The organism is Roseburia hominis A2-183 (assembly GCF_000225345.1).
Classification (GTDB): Bacteria; Bacillota; Clostridia; order Lachnospirales; family Lachnospiraceae; genus Roseburia; species Roseburia hominis.
The window spans coordinates 2,654,225-2,678,179 of the sequence record NC_015977.1 but is presented as its reverse complement, the minus strand read 5'-3'; the positions used below and the strand labels follow the sequence as shown (position 1 = coordinate 2,678,179).

General features: G+C 42.4%; 21 protein-coding genes and 1 pseudogene. All 22 read left to right on the top strand.

Annotated elements, in window-relative coordinates:
* The first annotated feature begins 12 nt into the window (after positions 1-12).
* Complete coding sequence (locus tag RHOM_RS11950) at positions 13-828, top strand: LicD family protein (protein WP_014080573.1); 816 nt, start codon at positions 13-15, stop codon at positions 826-828.
* 11 nt (positions 829-839) lie between these two features.
* Positions 840-2,654: an aminotransferase class I/II-fold pyridoxal phosphate-dependent enzyme gene (locus RHOM_RS11945; protein WP_014080572.1), complete on the top strand. Its 1,815-nt coding sequence runs from the start codon at positions 840-842 to the stop codon at positions 2,652-2,654.
* Between the two features lie 33 nt (positions 2,655-2,687).
* Positions 2,688-3,737: a DUF6077 domain-containing protein gene (locus tag RHOM_RS11940; RefSeq protein WP_014080571.1), complete on the top strand. Its 1,050-nt coding sequence runs from the start codon at positions 2,688-2,690 to the stop codon at positions 3,735-3,737.
* 14 nt (positions 3,738-3,751) lie between these two features.
* Positions 3,752-4,519, top strand: coding sequence for a hypothetical protein (locus tag RHOM_RS11935; RefSeq protein ID WP_014080570.1), 768 nt, complete (start codon positions 3,752-3,754; stop codon positions 4,517-4,519).
* Positions 4,520-4,679: 160 nt separating this feature from the next.
* Complete coding sequence (locus RHOM_RS11930) at positions 4,680-6,029, top strand: sugar transferase (protein WP_014080569.1); 1,350 nt, start codon at positions 4,680-4,682, stop codon at positions 6,027-6,029.
* Between the two features lie 22 nt (positions 6,030-6,051).
* Complete coding sequence (locus RHOM_RS11925; RefSeq protein WP_014080568.1) at positions 6,052-6,861, top strand: glycosyltransferase; 810 nt, start codon at positions 6,052-6,054, stop codon at positions 6,859-6,861.
* An 11-nt stretch (positions 6,862-6,872) separates the two neighbouring features.
* Positions 6,873-7,871, top strand: a complete 999-nt coding sequence (locus RHOM_RS11920) for a glycosyltransferase family 2 protein (RefSeq protein ID WP_014080567.1) — start codon at positions 6,873-6,875, stop codon at positions 7,869-7,871.
* A gap of 105 nt (positions 7,872-7,976) precedes the next feature.
* Entirely contained in the window at positions 7,977-8,756 is a 780-nt protein-coding gene (gene rfbF / locus RHOM_RS11915; protein ID WP_014080566.1) for a glucose-1-phosphate cytidylyltransferase, read from the top strand.
* A 1-nt stretch (position 8,757) separates the two neighbouring features.
* Complete coding sequence (gene rfbG / locus RHOM_RS11910) at positions 8,758-9,810, top strand: CDP-glucose 4,6-dehydratase (protein ID WP_014080565.1); 1,053 nt, start codon at positions 8,758-8,760, stop codon at positions 9,808-9,810.
* Positions 9,811-9,827: 17 nt separating this feature from the next.
* Positions 9,828-10,757, top strand: a complete 930-nt coding sequence (locus RHOM_RS11905; RefSeq protein WP_014080564.1) for an NAD-dependent epimerase/dehydratase family protein — start codon at positions 9,828-9,830, stop codon at positions 10,755-10,757.
* Positions 10,758-11,333 carry a dTDP-4-dehydrorhamnose 3,5-epimerase gene (rfbC, locus tag RHOM_RS11900; RefSeq protein WP_014080563.1) on the top strand — a complete coding sequence of 192 codons (576 nt, stop codon included), beginning with the start codon at positions 10,758-10,760 and terminating at the stop codon, positions 11,331-11,333.
* 63 nt (positions 11,334-11,396) lie between these two features.
* On the top strand, positions 11,397-12,398 hold the full coding sequence (locus RHOM_RS11895; RefSeq protein WP_014080562.1) for a glycosyltransferase family 8 protein: 1,002 nt from the start codon (positions 11,397-11,399) through the stop codon (positions 12,396-12,398).
* A 3-nt stretch (positions 12,399-12,401) separates the two neighbouring features.
* Entirely contained in the window at positions 12,402-13,190 is a 789-nt protein-coding gene (locus tag RHOM_RS11890) for an ABC transporter permease (RefSeq protein WP_014080561.1), read from the top strand.
* A 10-nt stretch (positions 13,191-13,200) separates the two neighbouring features.
* Positions 13,201-13,935, top strand: coding sequence for an ABC transporter ATP-binding protein (locus RHOM_RS11885; RefSeq protein WP_014080560.1), 735 nt, complete (start codon positions 13,201-13,203; stop codon positions 13,933-13,935).
* 12 nt (positions 13,936-13,947) lie between these two features.
* Positions 13,948-15,795: a glycosyltransferase gene (locus tag RHOM_RS11880; RefSeq protein ID WP_014080559.1), complete on the top strand. Its 1,848-nt coding sequence runs from the start codon at positions 13,948-13,950 to the stop codon at positions 15,793-15,795.
* Positions 15,796-15,809: 14 nt separating this feature from the next.
* The gene (locus RHOM_RS16580; protein ID WP_014080558.1) at positions 15,810-16,775 is read left to right on the top strand and encodes an acyltransferase; all 966 of its coding nucleotides are present in this window, start codon (positions 15,810-15,812) and stop codon (positions 16,773-16,775) included.
* 45 nt (positions 16,776-16,820) lie between these two features.
* A pseudogene (locus tag RHOM_RS18385) lies at positions 16,821-16,997 on the top strand (4Fe-4S dicluster domain-containing protein); the annotation flags it as partial.
* 16 nt (positions 16,998-17,013) lie between these two features.
* Positions 17,014-17,175, top strand: a complete 162-nt coding sequence (locus RHOM_RS18000) for a hypothetical protein (protein WP_242823192.1) — start codon at positions 17,014-17,016, stop codon at positions 17,173-17,175.
* Positions 17,100-19,373, top strand: coding sequence for a polysaccharide pyruvyl transferase family protein (locus RHOM_RS11870; protein WP_242823132.1), 2,274 nt, complete (start codon positions 17,100-17,102; stop codon positions 19,371-19,373). Before RHOM_RS18000 ends, RHOM_RS11870 begins: the two co-directional genes overlap by 76 nt.
* Positions 19,374-19,388: 15 nt before the next feature.
* On the top strand, positions 19,389-20,972 hold the full coding sequence (locus RHOM_RS11865) for an N-acetylmuramoyl-L-alanine amidase family protein (protein WP_014080555.1): 1,584 nt from the start codon (positions 19,389-19,391) through the stop codon (positions 20,970-20,972).
* 18 nt (positions 20,973-20,990) lie between these two features.
* Positions 20,991-22,337, top strand: coding sequence for a sodium/glutamate symporter (locus RHOM_RS11860; RefSeq protein WP_014080554.1), 1,347 nt, complete (start codon positions 20,991-20,993; stop codon positions 22,335-22,337).
* Between the two features lie 39 nt (positions 22,338-22,376).
* The gene (locus tag RHOM_RS11855) at positions 22,377-23,942 is read left to right on the top strand and encodes an amidohydrolase (protein ID WP_014080553.1); all 1,566 of its coding nucleotides are present in this window, start codon (positions 22,377-22,379) and stop codon (positions 23,940-23,942) included.
* The last annotated feature ends 13 nt before the right edge of the window (positions 23,943-23,955 follow it).

The window sequence follows — 23,955 nt, the reverse complement described above, 5'->3', positions numbered from 1 at the left end:
AGGAGAAAGAGTATGAAGCGGATAGAAATGTCAATCGAGGAAATACATGAGGTAACACTTGCCATATTGAAGAAAATCGATGCGATTGCGGAAGAGATCGGAATCCGGTATTTTATGGCATATGGATCGCTGATTGGCGTTGTACGTCACAGGGGGTTTATTCCGTGGGATGATGATTTGGATATGATGATGATTCGGGAAGATTATGAAAAATTTCTTGCATACTTTGAAGAGCACGAACAGGAACTTGTGCCATACAAGATTTTTAACAACCGTAACAATGCTGGTTATCCACATATGATTACCCGGGTGTGCAATGTAGAATACCCGATCGAAGTGGATAATGAGATCTCGTGCGGAATGGGCGTTTTCGTGGATATCTATCCAATCGATCCGATGGGAAGCGACGAAAAAGAATGGGAGCGAGTAATGCACTACAGACAGCAGTTGATTGCGGGTAGTTACTATGCTTCGCGGATTCGGTTTGAAAAGCCGGGAAAAAGTTATCGTTGCCTGGATCGATATCTGCTTTACCGCTATGCAAAAAAAAGGGGACTGGCTTATTTCCTTAACAAACTGGAATCCTATAAAAACAGATACCGGTGGGAGGACAGCCGGTATGCCGGATGTATTGTGTGGGAACCGGAACTGTTTGAAAAAGAGTATTTTGAAGAGGTAACCAGACTGCCGTTCTGCGATATGCAGGTCATGGTACCAAAGGAGTATGACCGTATGCTTACGACATCATATGGGGATTATATGCAGCTTCCACCGAAGGAAGCACAAAAACCGCAGCATAACTATACCGCGTACCGCGTAGAAGCGTAAGGAGGAGAAGGATGCAGGCAATTATTTTAGCAGCAGGAATGGGAAAGCGGCTCAAGGAGCTGACACAGGATAATACAAAATGTATGGTCAAAGTGGACGGGATTTCTCTGATCGAGCGGGCTCTCGGACAGCTGGACCGGTTAGGACTTTCTAAGATCGTGATCGTGGTGGGCTATGAAGGGCAGAAACTGATCGATTATATCGGTACACTTGCGGTTCAGACACCGGTCGTGTATATCAACAATGAGATCTATGATAAGACGAACAATATCTATTCTCTGGCTCTTGCAAAAGAGTATCTGCTAAAAGAAGATACTCTGCTTCTGGAATCGGATATTATTTTTGAGGAAGCCGTTCTGCGTGCGCTGGTCGATGATCCAAGAGACACGCTGGCACTGGTGGATAAGTATGAACGCTGGATGGATGGTACGGTCGTGAAACTGGATGAAGAAGATCGCATTATAGAATTTGTGCCTGGAAAGAAATTTAAATTCAGCGAACAGGACTCCTACTATAAGACAGTCAATCTGTATAAGTTTAGCAGGGAATTTGCAAGAAACCGTTATGTGCCATTCCTCGAAGCATACCAGAAGGCATTGGGAAATAATGAATATTATGAACAGGTTTTGAGTGTGATCTCGATTCTGGATGAGCCGGTCATAAAAGCAAAGCGGCTGCATGGAGAACGGTGGTATGAGATTGATGATGTGCAGGATCTGGATATTGCAACGACATTGTTTGCAGAGAGTGAAGATGAGCGTGTCTCTTTGCTGGGGGCAAGGTATGGCGGCTACTGGAGATATCCGAAACTTCTGGATTTCTGCTATCTGGTTAACCCGTATTTTCCGCCACAGAAACTGAAAGATGAACTGCAGGCGAATTTTGATGTACTTCTGACCCAGTATCCATCCGGCATGCGTGTGAATGCGCTGTTGGCGGCAAAAAATTTTGCTGTCCGTCCGGAACACATCGTGGTGGGCAACGGTGCGGCAGAGCTGATCAAAGAGGTAATGGAGCAGATCGGAGGAAACTGCGGATTTATCCGTCCGACTTTTGAGGAATATCCAAATCGTTTTCCTACGGAGAGGTCGGTTATCTTTGTGCCGCAGACGGAAGATTTTTCCTATACGGCGGAGGATGTGATCGCTTACTTTACGGCACACCCGATCTCCTGTCTGGTCATGATCAACCCGGATAATCCGACCGGAAATTATCTGGATCACGGGGAGCAGATGAAACTACTGACGTGGTGTGACAGGGAGCAGATCACGCTGATCTGGGATGAATCTTTTTCAGATTTTGCGGATGAACCGGATAATCAGATGCTCACAGAGGAACTGCTGGAACAGTATCCAAAGCTTATCGTGGTAAAGAGTATTTCAAAGTCCTACGGTGTACCGGGACTGCGTCTGGGTGTACTTGCTTCCGGAAATGAGACGCTGATCGCGGATCTGAAAAAACGGGCAGTGATCTGGAACATCAATTCTTTTGCCGAGTATTACATGCAGATTGCGGAGAAATATAAAAAAGATTATGTGGCGGCCATGGAGAAGTTCAGAGAGGAACGTGCCTGGCTGGCTGGCGAACTGGAACAGATTGCGCATATGCGGGTGTATCCGACCCAGGCAAATTATTTCATGGTCGAGCTTCTGGATGGCAGACGTTCCGGCGATGTGGTGCGTGAGCTGTTAGTCCATGAACAGATCCTGTTAAAGGATCTTACCGGAAAGATAAAGTGTGGCGATAGACAGTTCCTTCGGATCGCGATCAGAAACCGTGTGGAGAATGAGAGAATGGTGAGGGCACTGGAAAACATTTTAAAATAAAGATGTTTGGCCGGTGTGGAGAATAGGTGAAAAATGATTCAAAGTATTATATTTATTCTGGCAATGACTTTTATACCATACTTTGTTGGATGCGGATGTATATTATTAGATCGCAAAACAGGCGACATAGATGTGCTTGAAAAATGGAATTTTGGTATGGTGCTGATGCATGCGATATTTGAAATTGTAGTTCTAGCTGGCACCTTTACAAAAATGACATTGAAAAACGTTACAGTGTTCTATTTTGCGATTTTGTCCGCGGCAATCATGATAGTGGGGCTGATTGGGAACAGAACGAAAAAAAAAGTGTTTTCTGTAGGGAAGATTCCTTCTTTTTCTAAAAAAGAGATGGCGTTGCTTCTGATAGTGTTAGTGGGGATTCTGTACCAGATTTTGTTTGTATGTCTGGGACTACAGAGTGATGCCGATGATGCATACTATGTGGGGATGGCGATGACTTCTTTTCAGACGGATACCATATCAGTATATCATCCTTATCTGGGGACACCTGTAAAATTAAAGACCATGGCAAACTATGTCCTGTCACCCTATCCGATTTTTTGGGCTATGTGGTCAAAAGTGTTAAAAATTCATCCGGCAATCTTGATGAGAAGTATTCTTCCGGCTGTAAATATCGCATGGTCATATGTTGTATATAGATTGTTAGCGAAAAAAATTTTCCTTACCGAAAGAAAAAGAATTATTTTCCTGCTGATTGTAGTTCTGGCAAATCTTTTTGGCGCATATTCGGATCGTACAAGCGCCGTGTTCTTGCTTCAACGTGTATGGCAGGGAAAAGGAGCACTGGCGGCGATTTTGATTCCTATGTTGTGGTATCTATTGATCAGATTGCGCAAAGAAGGGGAAAACACATATGTTTATGTAGAATTATTTGTGACAATTTTAGCAGCATGTCTTACATCCTCCATGGCTCTTTTTCTCTGTCCTGTTTTAATGGGAGCGTTTGGACTGGAATATTTGATCAGTGAGCGAAGATGGAGCGTGGTAGGCAGACTGATCTTATGCACATTGCCATGCATAGTACTGGCGATTGCAGAAGTAATTTTATTATATGTGCTTTAGAGAAGGTGATGAGTATGATACAGCAGGGAATCGCATACATGGCAGAAATTTTTGAAATGTATTTTCAAAATGTTGGATATATAATATTGGTGTGTGCCGTTATTCTATTGTTACTGACACGGTATAGAAAAAAAGAGGTGACGCATTTATTGTTCGTCTGTGGGATTATTCTGATTTTATTTTTAAACCCTGTTGTGATTTATCTGGTCTGTTCGTTAAAAGGAGCGGTTACAGGACGTTATGTCAGAATATTCTGGCTTTTCCCATTTACTATTGGAATTGCATATGTGGGTGCACAGCTGTTGGATAAACGCAAATTGTGGGTGAGAGCAATTATGATTGCGGCGATTGTAGTGATACTCTGGGGAACAGGTGGACCGGTTCTGAAAAAGTATATAGCTCCTTCTAATTATTATAAAATAGATTCGGAGATTATCGAGATTGCAGATAAGATCGAGACATATGAGGATGCACCATATGCGCTGGCAACAGTTTATGTAAGCACAAATATAAGACAGTATGATGCGAATATAAGGCTTGTTTTTGGACGGGAAAATATAAATCCTGAGGTTCAGGATTTATATGATATGCTATACAGCACAGCAGCAGGATATTTTTCCTATGATGAGCTATATTACATTGGTATACGTTCTGCAGAAATAGGAGTGAATACGATTGTACTTGCAAAACACCAGGTGCAATGTACTGCATTGGAAACACTTGGGTATGAACGTGTGGATGAGACAGAGGAATATTACATTTTTGATAAGAGACAAATGTAAAACGTGCAAAGTTGCGACAGCATGGACATTATGATATAATGAACTTTAACGAGTTTATATTAGAAGTTCCTGTGGAACTTCAGATGCGCAGAAGGCAGCGCAGTCAGTGCACAGAAACAAATAACAGATGTTACTCATCAATGAAAAAGGAAATAATGGAATGAATCTGAAGGAACAATATAAGCATTTACTGAATTATGGCGCAAACCTTATCACACTTCTGGTGGAAGGCTTGTGTTTTGGCTACATCTGGTACATTGTTTACGAGGAGCAGTTTGGCTTCTGGCGCCGTGGAAACTGGGCGGTTGTCGGACTGTATGTGCTGGTAATCTTCTTTTTTACGAAGGTATTTGGTGGGTACAATATCGGCTATATGCGGATGACGGATATTGCATTGTCTCATATTTTATCCATTTTACTGAGCGGGATCGTCGGATATCTGGAACTCTGCCTGATCTGCCGTGATTATGTAGAGCCGGCACCTATGCTTGTTGTCATGGCAGTTGAGACAGGCTTCATTCTGCCGTGGATTTACATCATAAGAAAACTTTATACTAAGCTGTATCCGCCGCGGCAGATGCTCGTGATCTATGGGCATTATGCGCCGGACGAGCTGATCTTGAAGATCAATACGCGCCGCGACAAGTACAATATCTGCGGATCGGTCAGCTACGAGATCGGTCATGAGAAGCTTTACCCGATGATCCGCAAATACAATGCGGTGGTGCTCTGCGATCTGCCGGCACAGGCGAGAAACCAGATCATGAAGTTCTGTTACCAGGAGTCGATCCGGACATATGTGACACCGAAGATCTCAGACATCATTTTCCGCGGGGCGGACGACATCCATCTGTTTGACACGCCGCTGCTGTTATCGCGCAATCAGGGATTGTCGATTGATCAGCGCATCATCAAGAGGACCTGTGATATTGTGCTGTCACTGATCGGTATTGTGATCGCATCGCCGTTCATGTTAATCATTGCGTTGGCGGTTAAGCTGTATGATGGCGGTCCAGTTCTGTATAAGCAGGAACGGCTGACCCGTGATGGGAGACCGTTTATGATCTATAAGTTCCGCAGCATGAGTATGGATTCCGAGAAGAGCGGCGCCAGACTTGCGGCAAAGGGAGATAAGCGTGTGACCCCGGTGGGAAGGGTGATCCGCAACATCCATTTTGATGAGCTGCCGCAGCTGTTTAATATCTTAAAGGGCGATATGTCGATGGTGGGACCAAGACCGGAGCGTCAAGTGATCGCGGATCAGTATGCTGAGGAGATTCCGGAGTTTGTGTTGCGCACCAAGGTGAAAGCGGGACTGACCGGATACGCGCAGGTATATGGAAAGTATAATACGACACCGTACGATAAATTAAAATTCGATATCACTTATATTGAAAATTATTCTCTGTGGCTCGATGTTAAGATCATGCTGTTGACGTTTAAGATTCTGTTTCAGAAAGAGAATACAGAAGGCGTGGATGAGACACAGAAGACGGCCTTAAAAGGATAAGCTGGAACAGGGAGCAGGGAATATGGCGTTTTCAGTATTAATGTCAGTATATAAAAAGGAAAGACCGGAATATTTGCGTGAGGCAGTGAAAAGTGTATTTGCGCAGTCGCTTGTCCCGGATGAAGTGGTGTTGATGGAGGACGGACCGCTGACGGAGGAACTCTATCAGATGATCGCAACGCTTGAAAAACGGTATCCCGCGCTCAGGGTTTGTCCACTCAGAGAAAATGTACAGCTTGGACGCGCACTTGCAAAGGGCGTGGAAATGTGCACAAATGAATTGATCGCAAGAATGGATACGGATGATCTTGCCATGCCGGATCGATTCCTGCATCAGTATGTCTATATGGAAGCACACCCATCTGTGATGGCCTGCGGCGGCTGGATGCAGGAGTTCAATGATACAGGTACTTATCACAGGCAGAAGCAGATGCCGCAGCACAATGACGAGATAAGAAAGTATGGAAAGTACCGCAATCCGGTGAATCATATGACTGTCATGTTTCGCAAGAGCGCAGTGCTTCGGGCAGGAAATTATCGTCACGTTCCGCTACTCGAGGATTATGATCTCTGGACGCGCATGATGGTACAGGGAATGGAGTTTTATAATCTTCCGGAGGTGCTGGTTTGCATGCGCAACAACGATGGCGTGTATGACCGGCGTGGCGGTTTTAGGTATTTCCGCCGGTATGCGGCATTCCGAAAGAGCCAGAAGCAGATGCACTGGCTGAATGGAAGGGAATATGTCGTCGCGTTGATTCTTACGATGGGGATGACATTGCAGCCGGAACGAATGCGGAAGTTTGTATATCAGAAAATACTTCGGAAATAAGAGTGAGGGTTATGGAGAAGATATTAAGTATTGTCATTCCGGCATATAATGTCGAAAAATATTTGGAAAAGTGTCTGGCTTCTTTTGAAATACAAGCGATTTTAGACAGAATAGAAGTATTGGTAATCAACGATGGTTCCAAGGATCATACGGCAGAGATTGCACAGCGGTATTGTGAAAAGTATCCAGAGACATATTTTCTTTATAATAAGGAAAACGGTGGTCATGGATCAGGTATCAATTATGGAATTCGTTATGCCACAGGAAAATATTTTAAAGTGGTGGACGGGGACGACTGGCTGAATACAGAAGAGCTGGAAGCGTTTGTGAAGCTGTTGGAGGAGACAGATACAGATATTGTGGCGGCGGGTTTTTTGTGTATTCAGGATGAGACGGACACCGTCCTGCAGGAGAAGCATTGTACGCCTTGCAGAGAGCAGTATGGACACATTGTGGATCTTACAAAGGGTGAGGTGGTGGATGTGATAAAAATGCATGCACTGACCATCCGGTCGGCGATATTGAAACAGAATCACATCCAGATTGACGAGCATTGTTATTATGTGGACTGTGAATATATTACTTACCCGATTCCGTTTGCAAGAACAGTTTATTTTTATCCAAAGTTCCTGTACATGTATCGACTTGGCAGAAATGGACAGAGTATGGATATCCGAAGTATGCAGAAGAATCGTATGCAGCATCAGAAGGTTTTGGACAGCCTGTTGAAGTTTTATGCGGGACTGCATGGACTGTCTGACGGAAGTATGAGATATATTGAGCGCTGTATTGCACAGGTTGTGGAAAATCAGTTTCAGATTTATATCAGTATGGGGTGTGAATCTGGAATTAAGAAAGAATTAAGAAACTGGGATCAAGGGTTGAAAAAGAGGTATCCCAGGATTTACAGTGCCACAAGGAAAAAGAGCATTACCATGCTCCGGAGAACGAATTATACGATGCTGCCCATTGGAACAATTGTATACAAAATTGTACGATCTAGAAGATGACAGTGACTTGACAAATATACATTTTTCCAATATTGTAAGATAGTATAGGTTTTTGCAGATTACTTTAGAAGTGAGTAGAATGTCGTAAGTGAAAGGAGATATATAATGAAAGTTGTTTTATTAGCAGGAGGGTTTGGAACAAGAATCTCAGAAGAATCACATTTAAAGCCGAAGCCAATGATAGAAATTGGCGGACAGCCGATTCTCTGGCATATTATGAAGGAGTACTCATCGTACGGATTCAATGAGTTTGTGATCTGTGCAGGGTACAAGCAGCAGGTTATCAAGGAGTATTTTGCAAATTACTATCTGCATCGTTCGGATATTACATTTGACTTTACGGCGCAGAACGAGATGGTGGTACACAATAATGTGGCGGAGCCGTGGAAAGTATCTATTGTTGACACCGGACTCAATACAATGACAGGTGGTCGAATTAAGCGTGTGCGCGATTATATTGGCAATGATACATTTATGCTTACTTATGGAGACGGCGTCTGCGACATCAATATCAAGGAGTTATATGATTTCCACAAGAAGAGTGGAAAACTGGCGACTATGACAGCCATTCAGCCGGGAGGGCGTTTCGGAACACTTGATATCGATGAAAGCAATACGATCGAGCGTTTCTCTGAAAAGAGAAAAGAAGATGGCGGATGGATTAATGGCGGCTATATGGTAATTGAACCTCAGGTCATTGATTATATTGATGGGGATCAGACTGTTTTTGAAAGAGAGCCGCTGGAGCGTCTGGCAGCAGAGGGGCAGTTACAGGCATATAAGCATGATGGTTTCTGGCAGTGCATGGATACGCTGAGAGATAAGAATTTACTGGAAGAGTTATTGGAGCAGAATAAAGCACCGTGGAAAATATGGGAGAACTAAGATGGATTTAAGTTTTTATAAAGGAAAAACAGTTTTAGTAACAGGACATACGGGATTTAAAGGAACTTGGATGTGCAAGGTACTTATGATGCGGGGAGCCAATGTGATCGGATATGCATTGGAAGCACCGACACAGCCAAGTCTGTTCGATATGACGCATATGGAGAAGGGGATGACGTCGGTAATAGGTGATATTCGTGATCTGGCACATCTTAATCAGGTGTTTGATGAATATCAGCCGGAAATCGTAATCCATATGGCAGCACAGCCGATCGTAAGAGAAAGCTATGCAAATCCGGTATATACGTATGAAGCAAATGTTATGGGAACTGTAAATATTATGGAGGCAGTCCGCTTACATGAATGTGTAAAGTCATTTGTCAACGTTACAACGGACAAGGTATATAAAAATAATGAATGGGAGTGGGGATATCGCGAGAATGATGTCCTCGATGGATATGATCCGTACTCTAATTCAAAATCCTGTTCGGAGCTGGTTACAAGTTCTTACAAGAAATCTTTCTTTGGAGACAGAACTGTCGCAATTTCGACGTGTCGTGCGGGTAATGTAATCGGAGGAGGTGATTTTGCAAAGGATAGAATTATTCCGGATTGTGTGAGAGCGCAGGAAGCCGGAAAGGAAATTATCGTCCGTAATCCGTATTCAACCAGACCGTACCAGCATGTGCTGGAGCCGGTATGCACGTATTTGAAGCTGGCAGAACTTCAATATCTGGATAAAGACAGATATGAAGGCAGCTACAATGTTGGACCGGATGACTGCGATTGCGTAACCACAGGAGAACTGGTAGATCTGTTTTGCAAATATTGGGGACCAGAGGCTACATGGAAAGATGTATCAGAAGCGAATGCACCGCATGAGGCCGGATTTTTGAAATTGGATTGCTCCAGAATTAAGAGAGTGATGCAGTGGAAACCGAAGTGGCATATTCAGGATGCAGTTGCAAATAGTGTACAGTGGAGCAAGGTCTATCTGGCGAAGGGTGATCTGGTTGCCGAGATGGAAAAAGAGATTACCGATTATTTGAAATAGATTTTAGGAGGCATTTCATGACAAAGGTTATTGTATCAGGTGCAAATGGATTTGTAGGTGGTGCTCTTACCAGAGAGTTGATTGCAAATGGAATAAAAGTAGTTGCATTAGATATGGAAGGGCACAATAATAATCTGCCTGAGAGTGATCTGGTTGAGTTTTACCCGTTTTCGCTTGACAATGCAGAGGAGCTGCAGGAGAGATTGGCAGACCGGGATTTTGATACGTTTTATCATTTTGCATGGGCTGGATCGGCAGGACCGGCCAGAGCGGATACGGCGCTTCAGTTAAAAAATGCACAGTGGACAGTAGATTGTCTGCGCCTTGCAAAGAAGCTGGGATGTACAAGGTTTGTGAATGCCGGAAGCATTATGGAACTTGAGACAATCAAGGCGGTATTTAATCCGGGAAATAAGCCGGGATTGGGCTATATTTATGGAAGCGGAAAACTGGTGGCACATACAATGTGCAAGTCTGTGGCGGCTGATATAGGTATTGATCTGGTGTGGGCAATGATTACTAACGCATATGGTGTAGGCGAGAGAAGTCCAAGAATGGTCAATACTACGATCCAGAAATGTATTCGGGGAGAAGCACCTCAGTTTACAGCCGGAACGCAGAATTATGACTTTGTCTATATTGATGATGTGGCAAGAGCATTTCGGCTCATTGGTGAAAATGGAAAGCCGTTCAATGAATATCTGATCGGTTCATCCAATGCAAAACCGCTAAAAGAATTTTTGCTGGAAATGAAAGCTGCAATTGCTCCGGAACTTGATTTTATATTTGGAGATATTCCGTTTACAGGCGTGAATCAGCCGTTAGAGGACTTTGACTGTTCTAAGACAGAGCAGGATACCGGTTTTAGAGCAGAGATCAGCTTTGGAGAAGGGTGTCGCCGGACACGTGACTGGTGGCTTGAGATCGCGAAGGAGGAGAGTAAATAAATGATCCAGAAGTTTGAATTTGAAGAGACAGAGATCAAGGGACTTATCAAAGTCACTCCGTTCAATGCAGATGATATCAGAGGCTGCTTTACAAAGGACTATTCCAAGGAAGTATTTGAGGCAAACGGGATACACCATGATCTTGCAGAGGTGTTTTATACAACCTCCCATAAGGGAGTAATCCGGGCATTACATTTTCAGCGCGAAAAACAGCAGCCAAAGCTGGTTCGCTGCATATATGGTCACGTTTATGACGTGGTTGTTGACCTTAGAAAGGATAGCCCCACATTTAAAAAATGGCTTGGCTTTGATCTGATCGGGGAGCAGCATAATGAGATACTGGTACCGGCAGGATGCGCACATGGATACCTTGTGTTGGAAAAGTCGATCGTAAGCTACAAATGTGGAGAAAAGTTTTACGGCGAATATGACGATGGCATTATGTGGAATGATCCGGACATTGCTGTAGAGTGGCCATTGGAAAAAGTGGGTGGATTAGGAAATGTAATTTTGGCAGATAAAGACAAAAATCTGCAGACATTTGAACAGTTCATGAATACGTATGGAGGATTCTAAATAGAGAAAGATTACCGCAATCAATCATGGAATGGATTATTGCGGTAATTTTGTTGTGAGAAGATGGAAGAAAAATTGTATCCAATCAGGCAGCACGAAGTTGCGATTACAATGGCATGCAGCGACAGCTATAAGAATATAATGGGCGTTTTGCTGCAATCAATCATTACAAATGCAGATGCACAAGAGAATTATGATATTGTAATTTTGGAATACGGAATCAGTAAAAGCGACCAGAGCAGAATCAGCCGGTTCTATCAGCGTGAAAATATTTCGGTAAGATTTTATAGTGTCAGAGAGCAGATAGAGGGCAAGGATCTGTATGTTCACGGATATTTATCTGTGATGACCTATGCCAGATTGCTGATTCCGCAAATATTTGAAAATTTTGAACGTGTAGTGTATCTGGATTGTGATATGGTATGCAATAGTGATATTGCACAGTTGTTTCATGCAGATATGCAGGATAAGCCCCTTGGAGCCGTGGCAGATACGGTATTAAATATGGAAGCCTGGCATAATCCAAACAGCGAGGAGACAAAACAATATCTGAAAGAGACCGTTGGTATTACAACCGAGGGGCGTTACTTTAACGGTGGAGTGATTCTGTTTGATATAGACAGGTTACGGGAAGATGGAGAAAAACTGTTGGCGTGCGCCCGGGAAAGGCAGTGGCGCTGGGCAGATCAGGATGTATTGAATCATATATATAAGGAGCGCGTGTTTTACTTTGACCTACAGTGGAATGTGATTGTGATATCAAATCTAAAACAACGCAAGCGGTATCTGAGCGACAGTAAGTTATACCCGGATTATGAAAGGGCATTGGAAGAACCATGTATTATTCATTATGCCGGAGAGATGCTACCCTGTTATCGAAGAAATGTACCACTGGGGTACAAATTTTTGAAATATGCAGAAGGTTCTCTTTATGCAGAGCAGTTTCAGAGAAAAAAGTTTAAACGATCAGTCGGGAAAAGGGTTCTGCTGGATCAGATCGCACGTGTTATTCCATATGACAGTAAGCTAAGAAAACAGATTAAGAAAATAAGTGTAGGAAGGTAAGAGATGGAGTTATTAATAAGACGAATTAACGGGTTATATGCATATAAAGACCTTGTAAAGCAGTTGGTTACAAAAGATATCAAACTGAAATATCGCAGAAGTTTTCTCGGATATTTCTGGAGCATACTGAATCCATTGTTGATTATGGCGGTTATGGTAGTTGTCTTTTCACAGATTTTCCGGTTTGAAATAGATCATTATCCGGTTTATCTGATCATCGGGCAGACGCTGTTTAACTTTATGAGTGAATCCACGGGACAGGCGATTTATTCCATACTGGGGAATGCGCCATTGCTAAAAAAGGTGTATGTACCAAAATATATTTTTACGCTCTCCAAGGTGACAAGTTCGCTGGTGAATCTTTTGTTCTCTCTTGGAGCAATGTTGATTGTTTTTATAGCTTCAAGAATACAGTTTTCAATTTATATGCTTTTTATTCCTGTTATATTGATTGAATTATATGTATTCTGCCTAGGACTTGGAATGTTTCTGGCACAGGCTGCTGTATTTTTCAGGGATATCCAGTATATCTATAATGTGTTTATCACGGTATGGATGTATCTTACACCGATTTTTTATCCGATATCAATTCTGCCGGATTATGTTAAAAATGTAATTGTGAACATAAACCCGCTTTATTTTTATATTGATCAGTTTAGAACAGTAGTGCTGGAACAGCAGCTCCCAATGATGCACAGTGTGGCAGGCGGCTGTATTGCAGCAATCATTGCATTAATTTTAGGAATCTGGTCATTTTTGAAGACGCAGGACAAATTTATTCTGTATATTTAGTGGAGGAAGTATGGATAGTGAATATATTATCGAGGTAAATGATGCTACAGTCAGGTTTAATATGGCATCAGAGAAAATTGATAATCTTAAGGAATACGTCATTAAATTTATTAAGAGAGAATTGATGTTCCAGGAGTTTTTGGCGCTTAAGGATATTAATCTGAAAATTAAACCCGGAGAGGCCTGGGGATTGGTTGGAACAAACGGTTCTGGAAAGTCAACATTACTGAAGCTCATCAGCGGTATTTTGAAACCATATAAGGGAGAAGTGATTATCCGTGGTTCCATAGCGCCTCTGATTGAATTGGGAGCTGGATTTGATGCAGAGCTTACAGCAAGAGAAAACGTATTCCTCAACGGTACGTTGCTGGGACATTCAGAAGCTTTCATGAAGGAACATTTCAATGAAATTATTGATTTCGCAGAGTTGTGGGATTTTCTGGATATGCCGATTAAAAATTATTCATCCGGTATGGCAGCACGTCTAGGATTTGCAGTTGCGACGATGACGAGACCGGATATTTTGATTGTAGATGAAGTCCTTGCAGTAGGTGACTATGAGTTTCAGGAAAAATGTAAAATGCGAATGAAAAGTATGCTGGAACAAGGAACTACGTTACTCTATGTCTCCCATACAATGGGATCGGTTACTTCATTGTGTGATCATGCAATTTGGATTGATAAGGGAAAAGCGGTCATGCAGGGGGATGTCAACACAGTATGTAAAGCATATATGAATAAATAGGAGAACATGAAGATGTCAGAGAACAAGGTAGTAATAGCAGGTATCGATGAAGGCAAGGATTTTTATCAGGTTCAGAATAATGAATTTGTGTATGAGAATGCAAAAAAGGATAAGACAGTATACCAGGTCTTGAAAGAGGATCTGTATCGTGAGATTGGCACACAGCTTGCCATCAAACCGGATGGCGATTATATAGGAATGATGCAGTATCGGAGGTTTTTTACCCAACAGGCAGAATATGATAAGCCATATATTGGAGAAACTTACTTAAATGACAAAACGGCTAGAAAATATGGGCTCAACACTTTTTCCATTTCAGATGTAATGAAAAGCGCACAGATTATATATCCAGAAATGGTGGTTACCAGAGCATATGATGCAAGAAATGTGCGTGAGTATTTTGCAAAATTTGATAAAAAGCATGATGCGGAACATTTTGTTGTGTTTGAGAATGCACTGAAAGAGAAATATCCAGAATACTCCAGTGAGTTTGAAAGTTATATGAAATCCGGAAAAATGGTTTTGTGTAATATGTTTCTTATGAAACGGGAGTTGTTTGTGACATATAATAAGATGGTAGAAAGTGTATTGGCAGTATTGGATGAAAAGCTTGATATGCGGTATGCATCTTATGAGCAGACAAAGGAGTACAGTATGTTTACTGCGGTCATGCTGGCGACATTCTGCAGATACCAGGAAAAACAGGGAGTGACCGTTAGAGAATTACCTGTAGTTGAGTTTGAAGATGTAACTGTGAAGACAGAACTGAAGCCGGCATTTGAGCACAATAACGTAGCGATGGTACTTGCATCCAGTGATTTTTATACGATTTACCTGTCAGCAATGCTTGAATCGATTGTGGAAAATGCTTCTGATGAAAATAATTATGATATTAATGTTTTGGAAAGCGGCATTAGACCAGATAATAAAGAAGCATTAAAGCTGATTGCCGAAGGGCATGAGAATGTATCGATACGTTTCTACAATGTAAAAGAAAAAATGGCAAATATTCATCTGAAGGCGACAGGCCATATCAGTGTAGAAACCTACTATAGGTTGCTGATTCCTGAGATTTTTATCAATTATGATAAAGTGCTGTTTTTGGACAGTGATATGACGGTACATGCGGATGTGGCAGAACTGTTTCACATGGATGTGACCGGGTATATGGTGGCAGCAGCACATGATCAATGCTGCGCAGCATTTTTAAATGGAAGTGATAAGTCGTTTGCGAAATATTGTCGTGAATCACTAAAATTGAAAAATGTACATGATTATTTTCAGGCAGGCGTTATGCTGTTGAATCTGACAAGATTTCGTGAAAAATATACACAGAAAGAAATCTTTGAGATTGCAACAAAACGTCAGTATCGCTATGTAGACCAGGATATCATGAACGTGTTATGTCAGGGTGAGGTAAAGCATCTGGATCTTGAGTGGGATTGTTTCCCGGATTTTGGACCATATGAATATGAATTTATGCCATACTATTTGCAGAAACAGTATGCGGTAGCAAGAAAGAATCCAAAGATCTGCCATCATACAGGCCCGAATAAACCATGGAGTGAGTTGTTTGCAGATACCATGCAGACGGAGCATTTTTGGAGAAGAGCGAGAAAGTCGCCGTTGTATGAGCAGATTCTGTTCAGAACAATGATGACAGCCAGTGGGGCGTTTTGGTCAGGTGAGATCGTGGGAAAGAAGAAGTCCACAAAGATAAAAAATAAGATTAAATACGGATTTATTGTGCCGGCGGCCAATGGAATGTTTCCGCGTGGAACAAAGCGTAGAAAGAGCGCAATTAAATTTTATTATGGCATTAGACGAAAAGAGATTCCGACATGGGAGCTGGATGACTAAAAGGTGATGATATTATGGGGAGAAGAAGAGTGTTTTTCAAAAGAGGAAAGAAAAAGCAGGATACTGTGCAGGAATTAAAGCCGGTATATAAGTTATCTGGACAAAATAACAAAATTTTTATTATAGAAAACGGCACGGAGAGAGAAATTACATATAGTGAAAAAGTTGCAGGTATCGAGATTAAAATACAGGGAAATAATAACCGGGTGTATTTGGAACTTCCGATAAAAGCGGTGGGAAGTACGATTACTATCGATAACAGTAATGCAGAGGTCCGGATTGGAAGCACTTTCCTATTGAATAATGTTAGAATTATATGCAATGATGGAAATGAGCAGCGGGTTTGGATCGGAGCAGGAACTACCATGCACAATGTGGGGATACTGGCGACGGAAAATGCGGATATCAGAATCGGAGCGGGATGTATGTTTTCTGCAAGAGTATATATCTACGGGTCTGACGGACATGCGATGTTTGATGTGAATACCGGAGAATGTATTAACGGAAGAAAACATGCGACTGTGATCGGTGAGAGATGCTGGATTTCATCAGATTCCATCATTTTAAAGAATGCTGTAATTCCGGACAACAGTATTGTGGCGGCCGCAAGTGTCGTGACGGGTAATTTTGAGGGAGAGTCGAATGTCTGTCTGGGAGGAAATCCGGCAAAGATCATAAGGCGGAATGTGGACTGGTCGTATGAGAGTCCATCGGAACGTTTCGCAAGGATGGCCTGTGAGGAGAAAAAATTGACATTGAGTTCGGAAGAGTTAGAATGGAGTGTTGGACAGGTTGGAAGATTAAGCGCATATTTAAATGAATGCAGGATTGCCAATTCGCAGGTGGAATGGAGAAGCGAAGATCGGAGCATATGTAAGGTAAGTGCAGCAGGAGAGGTTTGTGGAACCGGCAAGGGAGAGACCAGTATTGTTGCAGCGTATGCAGGTGCGCAGGCGATATGTAAAGTGGAAGTGCGTTAATGCAATGGAACGGCAACAGATATGTTGCTGTAACATGTAATAAGAATGAGGATCGGAAAATCAATGATAAAAAATGTTGTAGAAGATAAAAAATGTACAGGATGTTATTGTTGTAAGGATGCATGTCCGGCCGGAGCAATAGAGTTATCTGAGAATGAGGATGGATTTCGGGAAGCCGGTGTAAATGATACCATATGTATTCAATGCGGGAAGTGTTTAGAAGTTTGCCCTGTCGCCCATGATGAGAATCGAAAAGCATATGACGTTTCGTCATATGCTTTTCGAGCATGCGATGAAGTTCGGAAAACAGCTTCATCAGGCGGCGTGGTTCCGGTGGCGGCATCTGTTATCCTGCAGAAACAGGGAGTTGTCTGTGGAGTACAGCTTACACCCGATCTGAAAGCACAGTACATAGTTATAGATCAAGTCGAAGATATAGCAAAAATAAACGGGTCAAAGTATATACAGGCAGATGCGACCGGAATTTACCGTAAGATAAAAACGCTTTTACTGGAAGGAAAGACGGTCTTATTTACAGGATTGCCATGTCAGACCGCGGGATTATATAACTACCTGAAAGGATGTGACCAGAGCAGATTATATACAATAGATATGCTGTGTCATGGTACACCTTCAGATAAAGTATTTCGGGAATGGCTTTCTGGTGTATCGGAAGGAAGGCATGCCAAATATATTAATTTTCGTGTAAAAGACGGTGACTGGAATTGTAATACCGTGTGTATTGAATATGAGGACGGTTCTGCTTACCGGGCAGATGTTACCGATGATTGGTTTGAAAAACTATTTCATTATAATATGTCCTTAAGAAAATCCTGTTATCATTGTAAATTTGCGGAGTTTCCGCGCAGGGGAGATCTGTCTACGGGAGATTTTCATGGAATAGAAGATTGCCAGGATATTGAGGATGATCATAAAGGAACCAGCGTTATATTCGTAAATAGTGATAAAGGGCAGATGCTTTTGAATGAGATGAAAAAAGAGAATGTCTGGATGAAAGAGATTTCGGTGGAGGATTCCAAAAAGAACCGGATTTGTGCAGATATAGAAGAACATCCATACAGAGATCGTTTTTTTCGTTTACTCAGAGAAGAGAAATATGACTTTGCGAACCTTGCGAAACGTGTACTGGAACATAAATTCGATATAGGAATCGTGGGAATTCCAACAGTAGAAAACCATGGTTCAAACTTGTCCTATTATGGACTTTACCGGACATTGCAGCATATGGGATATGATGTATTTATGATGGAACGACCAAAATCAGCCTGGTGGGCTCCGCATGAAACACCGGTTATATTCAGGGAAAATCCGTATGACAGCGGAGATCTGTGTGAATTGTTTGAGAGCAGACTGCAACTGCAGAAGGCGAATGACTACGCGGATACATTTATTCTTGGCTCGGATCAGCTGTGGTATGAAGGACTATATGCATGCTTTGATAAATTTTGTTTTATGGACTATATTCATGAAAACAAAAATAAAATCACGTACGCAGCATCATTTGGAAGGAGCGAGTATCATGCGACCAGGGAGGAGAAGGCGGAGGCCGCATTTTATATACAGGGAATCGATCATATATCTGTGCGGGAGGAAAGTGCGGTAGAACTGTGTCGACAGGAGTGGAACCGGGAGGCAGTGGTTGTTCTGGATCCGGTATTTTTGTGCCCGACAGAAGAATATGAAAAGCTTGCGGATAAGGGGAAGAAGACCGCATATAATCAATATATTGCAACTTATATTTTAGACCCCTCGCCGGAAAAGCAGCAGATTATTGAAAAAGCAGCACAGAAATTAGAATTACCGGTAATAAACATGACGGATGTCGTGAATGTGGAAGAAAAATGTGCACAGTGGGATCTTGATATGGAAAGTGATGTTTCCAATGAAGATTGGCTGCGTAGAATACGGGAGTGCACATTTTTTATTACGGATTCTTTTCACGGAACCTGTTTTGCCCTTATTTTTGAAAAGCAGTTTCTGGCAATCGGAAATGCATATCGTGGATTAGACCGTTTTACGGAAATTCTTGGTAAAGTTGGTCTTAAAGATCATCTTGTATCCGCGGAGGAGATCGATACGCTGGAAGAGAAGCTGGGGCAGAGCATTGCGTATGATAAAGTACGGAGTGCGTTGCAGAGAGAAAAAGAAAAATCGGGAGAATGGCTCAAAAATGCAATCTGTGCCGGAAAAGAGAACCGGCTTTCCGGTTATGATATTATTCAGAAGGAAAGAATGAAAGAGGAAGAACAGCTTTTCTGGCAGAAAAATATGATTGATGCACATGGAAATGTACTTGGAGCACATGATACAAGACTGGCAGTATATGACGGTGCATTGGGGGAATTGCAGAAAGATGCCGAGCAGAGAAGAATTCTGTTTGAGATACAGCAGAAACAGATGCAGGAATTTCAAGATGCAATCCTCCAGTTAAGACAGCAGAAGGAAGAAATGAATTCCGTTCTGTGTGAGTTGCAGGGAAAGAATCAGGCTCTGGAGGAAGAAATCAGGCAAATAAAAGAGAAATTCCCGTTGAAACGCTGGGCAAAGAGATTCATACAACGGTTCAGAAGAAGATAAACAAAGGAGAAAACGATGATTCAGATAGGCAGACCATACATAGAACAAGCAGGTAAAAATTTTCGGCTGACAGCAGATGTCGTGATGGATCAGGAAACAAAAAAGTGGTGGTTTGAAGTACCCGCTGAATATAAACAGTATCTGTGTACCGAGAGAAGCGATGCCTTTCTCATAGGGATACTTCCACTCGCAATGCGCTTCGGCGAAGATATATCGTTGGATGCCCCGGTTACAGAGGAGCTTTTATTTAATATAGAGACAGAACTAATCCCGTCATTGGTGAACAGCAGCAAAAATTTGTATGCAAGCAGGATATTCGCAGAGACAGAAACAGAAATTATCAATGAGGGCGCCTGGGGTGTCGGAACGGGAAATTCAATGGGAGTAGACTCTTTTCATGCAATAGAAATGTCATTGCATAATCATTGTAAGAGTTATCATTTAACCCATTTATGTCATTATAATGTAGGAGCGTTTAACGATACATACAGCACGGCAGGAGAGGATGAGGTTCGTGAAATATGCCTTAGAAATGCAAAACAGGTTGCAGAGGAGTATGGTCTGCCGATGTTGATATCAAACTCGAACTATGAGGAGATTGTGGATATCAACCATCTGTTTGTAAATACCTATGCGAATTTATATGCGGTATATTGTCTCCAAAAATTGTGGAAGACCTATTATCTGGCATCCTCTGAGTTTGGATTTCACAGATTTCAACTGGAAGATAATGATATGTACGACAGTGCACATTATGATCTGTTGACCGTGAATTGTCTGTCTACGCGGGGGCTGAAAATTTATTCTGAGGGCGGAGAACGGAATCGCCTTGAGAAAATAAGAGATATTGTAGATTCGGAGGTTGCACAGAGACATCTTCATGTATGTGTGAGAGAAGCTTATAACTGCGGTGTCTGCCATAAATGTAAGAAAACATTGGTGGCGATTGATGCGCTGGATAAGCTCGAGAACTTTAGCAAAGTATTTGATCTGAAGGCATATGCAGTGCACAGAGAGAAATATCTGGAAGAAATCTGTGAGTTACACATCCAGAATCCACTAGATTATAATGAACCAAGTTTTCAGCTGTTAAAACACCGCATGCCGCAGGAAATATGCCGGAAGTATGCAGATATCCTTGACCTTGGAAAACAGCAATATGAGCAGAGAGGGGTATGCGAGATTGACGGCGTGCTCAGTTATGTGAATGCCGATGGATATAAAGCGGAAGAAGGCTGGATCATAGAAGGCAGAAAGCGGTATTATTGCGTTGGAGATGGAAAACTGGTCGTTGGAAATTTCCATCAGATCGATATTTCCTGGTACTTTTTTGATGTGGATGGAACGATGCAAAGAGGCTTAAAGCAGATTGGAAATGACTTTTACTATTTTGGAAAAGACGGATCACTGCGGAGAGGTTTACAGCAGATTAACGGCGAAATGTGGCATTTCGATGAGACTGGAAGAGGAAGTGACGCAGGATGGATACAGGTTGGCAGCAGAAAATACTATTGCTTTGGGCAGGGAAGATTGGCAACCGGTACGGTCTGCATTGATGGATCGAATTTTGAGTTTGAAACAACGGGTGTCATGAAATAGCACTTAAGGGAGAACGTTATGAAGTTCATGTTTGCATTTGGTCTGGCAAGTATTATGCTCTGTATAGGAACGTTATTGCGGGCAAAGGTGAAGGTATTCCAGAAAATGCTGGTGCCCTCCAGTGTGATAGCGGGAATTCTGGGTTTCTTTTTCCTGAATGTGCTGTCACTGCAGGATATTGACTGTGGAGCAGATTCTGCGATGTATACGGAAATTGTTAATCAATTATTTACAATTTCGTTTATTTCTATTACGCTTACATCAGCGCCCGGACAAAATAAAAATACGGCAAAAAATATTATGAGTGGTGTATGGGGGATGGGAATTGTCTGGTGTATTCTGTACGCACTACAGGCGCTGTCCGGCATGCTGATTGCTACCGTGCTGGGGAAGTACAACGGAATGGATAATGCTTATGGAACCCTCGTAGCATTTGCGTTTGCCCAGGGACCGGGCCAATCTGCGGCGTTTGGAAAAATATACGAAGGATATGGGTATCAGAATGCAGCAATGATCGCTGTTACATTTGCTGTAATCGGATTCTGCATGGCCTTCCTGGTGGGAATTCCGTTCGCAAAAAAGGGAATCAGACAGGGCTATGCTTCAAACTGCGGCAGAATTGAGCCGGCGGTTTTGCGCGGGTATTACAGAAAAGAAGAACAGACAGAGTATATGGTAAAGGATACGACCTGTAACAGTAATATAGAGACATTGACATTTCATTTTGCGGTCATAGGAGTGTGTTACATGCTTGCGCTGGGAATTTCAAAGATCTTTTCCTGCATTCCTGGTTTTTTCGGCAGTTCCATGAGCGGTCTGATGTTTATGAATGGTATGTTCGCAGCATATATCGTAAAATGGATCATGAAAAAAACTGGAGTGGACTTTTTGAAGGAAAGCACACTGCAAAACAAAATTACAGGCTGGACGGCAGATTATCTGGTGGTGTGTTCTTTTATGGCAGTAGAAGTAAAGGTACTTGGGAAATGGATGATGCCGATTATTGTGATCAGTATTGCCATTACGGTTCTGACGGCAGCGGTATGCTTTTTCTTTGGAAAAAGATTTGGCGGAAGCAATGATTTTGAGCGTACTTTAGGCTTATACGGAACATGCACAGGAACCGTGGCAAGTGGTATATCATTAGTCAGAATTGTTGATCCTGAATTTAAAACAACCACAGCACTGGAGCTGGGAATGATGAATCTTGTTATGCTGCTAAGTACACCGGTGTATATTTTACTGCTGGGAATGGCATCGGGCGAAGTGGGAAAAACAGTGCTGGCAGTGTCTTTGAGTGCTCTTGTGGTAATTTATGTGGTATTGTTGAGGGTATTTAAGGCGTTTGGAAAAAGGACTTATTAAAACATGAAAACATTGTATTATGGAGGTCCGATTCTTACGATGGAGAATCGGGAAGACAAACCGGAAGCGGTTCTGGTTCAGAATGGCGTAATTAAAAAAGTGGGACATTTGGATGAACTTAGAAATATAGCCGGAAAGAGAGTAAAAGAATATGATCTGCGTGGGAAATGTCTTATGCCGGCATTTATTGATGCACACAGTCATATTACGATGGCGGGACAGGTGTCTGTGCTGGCTGATCTCACGGAATGCATGAACTATAATGACATCGTTCAAAAATTGAAAAGTTATATAAAAGATCATCATGTTACCGCAAAACAGGCGGTGCTGGGGTTTGGTTATGACCATAATACATTGTGTGAGGAAAAACATCCGACAAGACAGATACTGGATATGGTATCGCAGGATATACCGATTATGATACTGCATATATCGGGACATATGGCGTGTGTAAACAGCAAAGTATTGCAGATGTGTGGCATTACCCGGGATATGGATGATCCAGAGGGAGGCGTGATTGGAAGAGAAGATGGCGGGAGAGAGCCGAACGGCTATCTGGAAGAGGCGGCGATGGCTCTTGTACAGAGCCGAATCGGCAAACTTGTGAAGATAAGTATCCGAAAAATGATTCGTGGAATGCAGGAAGTATATATTCAAAATGGAATTACCACGATACAGGATGGAGCGTCTACATCGCAGAATATAGCACTTTTAAAGAGCATGGCAGCGATGCATTTGTTAAAAACGGATGTGGTAGCGTACCCATTAATGACGGCAAACGGTTGTGAGGTACTTCATAAAAACAGGAAATATGTAGGAGCATATCACAACAGATTAAAGATAGGAGGATATAAACTGGTGCTGGATGGCTCTCCGCAGGGACGGTCGGCATGGATGACAGAGCCGTATGAGGGAGAACCAAAAGGATATTGTGCATATCCATGGCTAAAGGATGAGCAGGTAAATGAATATGTAAAAAAGGCAGTCGATGAAGGACACCAGATTTTAGCTCACTGTAATGGAGATGCGGCCGGGGATCAGTTTATCACTGCCTATGAAAAGGCAGTTGCAAACGACCAGACCGGGCGGGACATGCGTCCTGTAATGATACACTGCCAGACTGCCAGGACGGATCAGCTGGACCGGATGAAAGAACTGGGAATGATTCCCTCAATTTTTGTCGGACATGTTTTTTACTGGGGAGATATTCATATAAAAAATTTTGGGCAGAAGAGAGGAATGCGTATCAGTCCGGTGAAAGATGCATTGAGCCGTGGATTGAACGTAACGTTTCATCAGGATACACCGGTTACAAAACCCAATATGATGCATTCTGTATGGTGCGCAGTGAAACGGATCAGTAAGAATGGCACAATCGTGGGAGAAGATCAGAAGATTGATGTATACGATGCTCTGAAATGTATTACGATAAATGCAGCGTACCAGTATTTTGAGGAAGAGAAAAAAGGAAGTATAAGGGAAGGAAAGATGGCAGACCTTGTAGTTCTTGAGAAGAATCCGCTTGAAGTTGATCAGATGAAAATCCGGGAGATCAGAGTGATTGAAACGATAAAAGAGGGTAAAACAATCTATAAAGCACAATAGCGGAAAAAAGAGG

Excerpts from the sequence above, each read along its gene's own strand:
- RHOM_RS11930 (WP_014080569.1), top strand. The coding sequence starts at position 4,680 with ATGAATCTGAAGGAACAATATAAGCATTTACTGAATTATGGCGCAAAC.
- RHOM_RS11940 (WP_014080571.1), top strand. The coding sequence starts at position 2,688 with ATGATTCAAAGTATTATATTTATTCTGGCAATGACTTTTATACCATAC.
- RHOM_RS11935 (WP_014080570.1), top strand. The coding sequence starts at position 3,752 with ATGATACAGCAGGGAATCGCATACATGGCAGAAATTTTTGAAATGTAT.
- RHOM_RS11880 (WP_014080559.1), top strand. The coding sequence starts at position 13,948 with ATGTCAGAGAACAAGGTAGTAATAGCAGGTATCGATGAAGGCAAGGAT.
- RHOM_RS18000 (WP_242823192.1), top strand. The coding sequence starts at position 17,014 with ATGATGAGAATCGAAAAGCATATGACGTTTCGTCATATGCTTTTCGAG.
- RHOM_RS11905 (WP_014080564.1), top strand. The coding sequence starts at position 9,828 with ATGACAAAGGTTATTGTATCAGGTGCAAATGGATTTGTAGGTGGTGCT.
- RHOM_RS11890 (WP_014080561.1), top strand. The coding sequence starts at position 12,402 with ATGGAGTTATTAATAAGACGAATTAACGGGTTATATGCATATAAAGAC.
- rfbC (WP_014080563.1), top strand. The coding sequence starts at position 10,758 with ATGATCCAGAAGTTTGAATTTGAAGAGACAGAGATCAAGGGACTTATC.
- RHOM_RS11920 (WP_014080567.1), top strand. The coding sequence starts at position 6,873 with ATGGAGAAGATATTAAGTATTGTCATTCCGGCATATAATGTCGAAAAA.
- RHOM_RS11895 (WP_014080562.1), top strand. The coding sequence starts at position 11,397 with ATGGAAGAAAAATTGTATCCAATCAGGCAGCACGAAGTTGCGATTACA.
- RHOM_RS11855 (WP_014080553.1), top strand. The coding sequence starts at position 22,377 with ATGGAGAATCGGGAAGACAAACCGGAAGCGGTTCTGGTTCAGAATGGC.
- RHOM_RS11945 (WP_014080572.1), top strand. The coding sequence starts at position 840 with ATGCAGGCAATTATTTTAGCAGCAGGAATGGGAAAGCGGCTCAAGGAG.
- RHOM_RS16580 (WP_014080558.1), top strand. The coding sequence starts at position 15,810 with ATGGGGAGAAGAAGAGTGTTTTTCAAAAGAGGAAAGAAAAAGCAGGAT.
- rfbF (WP_014080566.1), top strand. The coding sequence starts at position 7,977 with ATGAAAGTTGTTTTATTAGCAGGAGGGTTTGGAACAAGAATCTCAGAA.
- RHOM_RS11950 (WP_014080573.1), top strand. The coding sequence starts at position 13 with ATGAAGCGGATAGAAATGTCAATCGAGGAAATACATGAGGTAACACTT.
- RHOM_RS11925 (WP_014080568.1), top strand. The coding sequence starts at position 6,052 with ATGGCGTTTTCAGTATTAATGTCAGTATATAAAAAGGAAAGACCGGAA.
- RHOM_RS11865 (WP_014080555.1), top strand. The coding sequence starts at position 19,389 with ATGATTCAGATAGGCAGACCATACATAGAACAAGCAGGTAAAAATTTT.
- RHOM_RS11860 (WP_014080554.1), top strand. The coding sequence starts at position 20,991 with ATGAAGTTCATGTTTGCATTTGGTCTGGCAAGTATTATGCTCTGTATA.
- rfbG (WP_014080565.1), top strand. The coding sequence starts at position 8,758 with ATGGATTTAAGTTTTTATAAAGGAAAAACAGTTTTAGTAACAGGACAT.
- RHOM_RS11885 (WP_014080560.1), top strand. The coding sequence starts at position 13,201 with ATGGATAGTGAATATATTATCGAGGTAAATGATGCTACAGTCAGGTTT.